We start from the raw sequence: 3,995 nt of genomic DNA, 5'->3' as shown, positions 1-3,995 counted from the left end.
GCAGGCCTTGGCCACCGCCTGGGCCTGACGGCGATCCTGCGGCTCCAGGTCCGGCCGGCAGCGCTTGCAGGGCCTAAAGCCCGCCTGCTCCGCCTCGGCCGGGCTGTCATGGAAGCTGACATTCTCGCGCCTGGCCGGCCGTGCCTTGCAGGACGGCCGGCAGTACACGCCGGTGGTACGCACCGCGAACCAGAAGGCGCCGTCCGCCGCTTGGTCGCGCGCCTGCACCGCCGCCCAGCGCGCCTCGTCGGTCTGGAACTTGCCCTGGTCCATGCTGGTCGGCCGGATGTCTGACATGTCGATATGCGTCATGGTCATGTAGCGATCTCCTGCCGGAAGCGTCAGCCCCAAGGCGACGCCTCCGTGTCATGACGCATCCTGATCCCAGCCGCCGGCTGCCGCACTCCGCCGCTTGCGCCGCAATCCACACTGCGCCACGACCGGTTCTGGTCAGAGCTGGAGGGAAGGCTGGCGATGGTGCTGCCGCGCGATTGCGAGGTGCTGGTGGTAGGTGCCGGGCCGGCTGGCCTCAGCCTCGCCGCCGAACTGGAGCGCCAGGGGGCCGGTGGGGTGCTGCTGGTCGACCGGCTGGCGGAAGGCAGCAACCTGTCGCGCGCCGCGGTGGTCCATGCGCGTACGCTGGAAGTGCTGGAGCCCATGGGCGCCACGACCCAGTTGCTGCGCGCTGGCCTGGCATTGAAGGTCTTCCGCATGCGCGAGCACGACCGGGTGCTCGCCAACATCCCGTTCGACCGGCTGCCCAGCGCCTATCGCTGCGTGCTGACCTGCCCGCAGGACCGGACCGAGCAGATCCTGCAGCAATGCCTGACCTCGCTCGGCGGCACCGTGACGCGGCCCTGTCGCCTGGCCCGGCTGGTGCCGGGGCCGGAGCAGCTGCTGGCGGATCTGGAGACCGATTCCGGCACGCAGCAGGTGGCCGCCCGGTTCGTGGTCGGCTGCGATGGCGGTCACAGCTTCGTGCGCGAGGCGGCGGGCATCGAGTTTATCGGCGGCACTTATGAGGAATCGTTCGTCCTGGCCGACCTGCACATGGACTGGCCGCTCGGCGCGGACGAGGCGAGCCTGATGCTGTCGCCGGACGGGCTGATGGTGGTGGTGCCGTTCCCGGGCGGCCATTATCGGATCGTCGCGACCGTGGCCGATGCCCCGGCCGAGCCCGACCTTGCCACGGTGCAGGCCCTGCTGGACACGCGTGGGCCGCGGCTGCAGCGGGCGGTGGCACGCGACCTGATCTGGAGCTCGCGCTTCCGCATCCACCACCGCGTCGCCGCCAGCTTCCGCAAGGACCGCGTGCTGCTGTGCGGCGATGCCGCCCATGTCCACAGCCCGGCAGGCGGCCAGGGGATGAACACCGGCATCCAGGACGCGGTGAGCCTGGCCGGCCCGCTGATCACCGCTCTGCGCCAGGGCGACACGACCGGACTGGATGCCTGGGCGGCAAAGCGCCGGCACAACGCCCAGCGTCTGGTGGCGATGACCGACCGGATCACGAGGATCGCCACCGCCCGCTCCACTCCGGCCCGGCTCCTGCGCAACCTGGCGCTGCAGACCGTGAACCGTCTCCCGCCCGTGCAGCGGCGCATCGCCTTCCGCCTGGCTGAGCTGGACCTGCGCTGAGAACGGCAAATGGCCCCGCCGGGGATGCCGGCGGGGCCATTCACACAGAATGTTGGGCTGTTCGTCAGACGGCGGCGGCGCGGTTGATCTTGGCTTCCGCCATCTGGGTCAGCTTGGTGTCGGTCGCCTTTTCCTCGTCCAGGTTCTGCTGGAGCATGCTGGCGCAGTCGTTGCGGCCGAGCTGCTTGGCCCAGGCGATCAGCGTGCCGTAGCGGGTGATCTCATAGTGCTCGACCGCCTGCGCGGATGCCACCAGTGCCGCGTCCAGCACCTCCTTGTCGGCGACCTCACCGGCCACCTCGTTGGCCTCCTTGATGATCCCGTCGATCGCCGGGCAGGTCGCGCCCTTGGCCTGGGCGCCGTGCATCTTGAAGACCTGCTCCAGGCGCTTGAGCTGGTTCTCGGTCTCGCGCAGATGCTGCTCGAAACCGGACTTGAGCTGCGGGTTGGTCGCCTTGCCGATCATCTTCGGCAACGCCTTGGTGATCTGCTGCTCGGCGTAATAGATGTCCTGGAGCTGATGGACGAACAGATCGTCCATCGTCTTGATATCGCTCGTGAACAGACCCATGGCTCTCTCTCCCGGCCCGGATCCTGCTGGGTCCATGGCCAATGACGTGTCAGTGATGCGCGTGCTGTTCCGCGTTGCGCTTGCGGGTCGCGGCCGCCTTCTTCGCCGATGCGGAACGTTCGGCCGCTGAACGGGACGCCGACGCCTTGCCGCCCTTCTCGCCGCCCTTGTGGGCGGCCGGATGGCCGGTATGGGCGCCCTTGCCGGAGCCGCCGCTCTTCTTGCCGCCGCCATCGTCCTTGTTGACGGTGGCCCAGGCGCGCCGCTCCGCCTCCTTCTCCGACACGCCGCGCGCCTCGTAGCCTTCCTCGATATGCTCGGCCTTGCGCTTCTGCTTGTCGGTGTACTTGGACTTGTCGCCCTGTGGCATCGATGCCTCCAGTTCTGGCTGGCTCAAGAACCGCTCTGCCGCAGCCCAGTTCCCCGCTCGCCGCTTGGTGACGGAGAACCTGCCGCTCCCTGGCGTGTTTCAGCCCCGACGTGAGGGAGGCGGCGATTGGCGCAAGCGGGCGACATCCGGATCGGCATCTCGGGCTGGACCTACCCGCCCTGGCGCGGCGGCTTCTATCCCAAGGGCCTGCCCCAGCGCGCCGAGCTGGCCCATGCCGCCCGGGTCTTCCGCACGATCGAGATCAACGGCACCTTCTACGGCCTGCAAAAGCCCGCGACCTTCGCCCGCTGGGCCGAGGCCACGCCGGAAGGCTTCCTGTTCGCGGTCAAGGCGCCGCGCTTCATCACCCATGACAGCGGCCTGGTGGAGCCCGAGACGCCGATCGCCAACTTCCTGGCCTCGGGCCTGCTCCGCCTGGGCAGCCGGCTGGGCCCGATCCTCTGGCAGTTCCCGCCGGGCTTCCGCTTCGAGCCGGAGCGCTTCGCCGCCTTCCTGGCGCTCCTGCCCAAGGACGGGCCGGCCGCCCTCGCCCTGGCGGAGCGCCACGACGCCCATGTCGGCGAGCACACCTGGCTCGCGGCGGACGGGATCGGCCGCATCCGCCACGCCGTCGAGATCCGCCACGAAAGCTTCTGTACGCCCGATGTCGTCGCCCTGCTCCGCCGCCATGGCGTGGCCCTGGTCGCCGCCGATGCCCCCCGGTGGCCGGCCCTGTTCGACCTCACCGCCGACTTCGCCTATTGCCGGCTCCATGGCGGCAAGCTGCTCTACCGCAGCAGCTACGACGGGGCCTCGCTGGACCGCTGGGCGGCCCGCCTCCTGGCCTGGAGCCAGGGCCTGCCCATGACCGACGGCCGCTTCATCGCGCCCGGGGACGATCCGGCACCAATGCCCCGCGACGTTTATCTCTACTTCGACAACACCATGGAGCAGGCAGCCCCGGTCGACGCGCTGGCCCTGATCGACCGGCTCCAGCCGGCAGAGGCCGGTTGAGCCTCAGCCCATCCGCACGCTCGGATCGTGCTCGCCCACCAGGCGCAGATCCTCCACGAACTTCTGGTACTCGCTGGCCCGCAATGCCTCGTCCGGCACGCGCAGAAGGTAGGACGGATGCACCGTCGCCATCATCTCGGCGTCGTTGTCGGTCTTCAGCACCTGGCCCCGCACCGAGCGCAGCGAGGTCGCCTTGCCGATCAGGCTCTGCACCGCGGTCGCCCCCAGCGCCACCACCAGCTTCGGCCGGATCGCCGCCAGCTCGCCCGTCAGCCAGGGCCGGCAGGCGCGGATCTCGCCGGTGTTGGGCTTCTGGTGGATGCGCCGCTTGCCGCGCGGCTCGAACTTGAAGTGCTTCACCGCATTGGTGACATAGACCTTCTGCCGGTCCAGCCCGGCCTC

The 3,995-nt window shown here is 69.7% G+C and carries 6 protein-coding genes; 2 read left to right on the top strand and 4 right to left on the bottom strand.

Annotated features, from left to right (window positions below; translation table 11 throughout):
* Window positions 1-312, bottom strand: a 312-nt coding sequence (locus VNS22_RS23665) for an Ada metal-binding domain-containing protein (RefSeq protein ID WP_414653423.1), incomplete at its 3' end; no start/stop codon positions are given.
* Window positions 313-474: 162 nt separating this feature from the next.
* On the opposite strand from VNS22_RS23665, the gene VNS22_RS23660 reads away from it, so the two are divergent.
* Entirely contained in the window at window positions 475-1,638 is a 1,164-nt protein-coding gene (locus tag VNS22_RS23660; RefSeq protein WP_325736880.1) for an FAD-dependent oxidoreductase, read from the top strand.
* Window positions 1,639-1,702: 64 nt separating this feature from the next.
* Here the strand turns inward: VNS22_RS23660 and VNS22_RS23655 are convergent, their stop codons facing one another.
* Entirely contained in the window at window positions 1,703-2,209 is a 507-nt protein-coding gene (locus VNS22_RS23655) for a ferritin-like domain-containing protein (protein WP_325736878.1), read from the bottom strand.
* A gap of 49 nt (window positions 2,210-2,258) precedes the next feature.
* Entirely contained in the window at window positions 2,259-2,579 is a 321-nt protein-coding gene (locus VNS22_RS23650) for a plasmid stabilization protein (protein WP_349261879.1), read from the bottom strand.
* A 126-nt stretch (window positions 2,580-2,705) separates the two neighbouring features.
* On the opposite strand from VNS22_RS23650, the gene VNS22_RS23645 reads away from it, so the two are divergent.
* Window positions 2,706-3,593, top strand: a complete 888-nt coding sequence (locus tag VNS22_RS23645; RefSeq protein WP_325736874.1) for a DUF72 domain-containing protein — start codon at window positions 2,706-2,708, stop codon at window positions 3,591-3,593.
* A 3-nt stretch (window positions 3,594-3,596) separates the two neighbouring features.
* Here the strand turns inward: VNS22_RS23645 and VNS22_RS23640 are convergent.
* Window positions 3,597-3,995, bottom strand: a 399-nt coding sequence (locus VNS22_RS23640) for a UdgX family uracil-DNA binding protein (RefSeq protein ID WP_325736872.1), incomplete at its 5' end; no start/stop codon positions are given.

This window comes from Geminicoccus sp., assembly GCF_035556675.1.
Taxonomy (GTDB): Bacteria; Pseudomonadota; Alphaproteobacteria; order Geminicoccales; family Geminicoccaceae; genus Geminicoccus.
Note: the sequence above shows the minus strand (reverse complement) of the source record. Positions and strands in the feature narration are given on the sequence as shown.

Bases quoted from the DNA above. Each gene is read 5' to 3' on its own strand.
- VNS22_RS23660 (WP_325736880.1), top strand. From the start codon at position 475: ATGGTGCTGCCGCGCGATTGCGAGGTGCTGGTGGTAGGTGCCGGGCCG.
- VNS22_RS23655 (WP_325736878.1), bottom strand. From the start codon at position 2,209: ATGGGTCTGTTCACGAGCGATATCAAGACGATGGACGATCTGTTCGTC.
- VNS22_RS23650 (WP_349261879.1), bottom strand. From the start codon at position 2,579: ATGCCACAGGGCGACAAGTCCAAGTACACCGACAAGCAGAAGCGCAAG.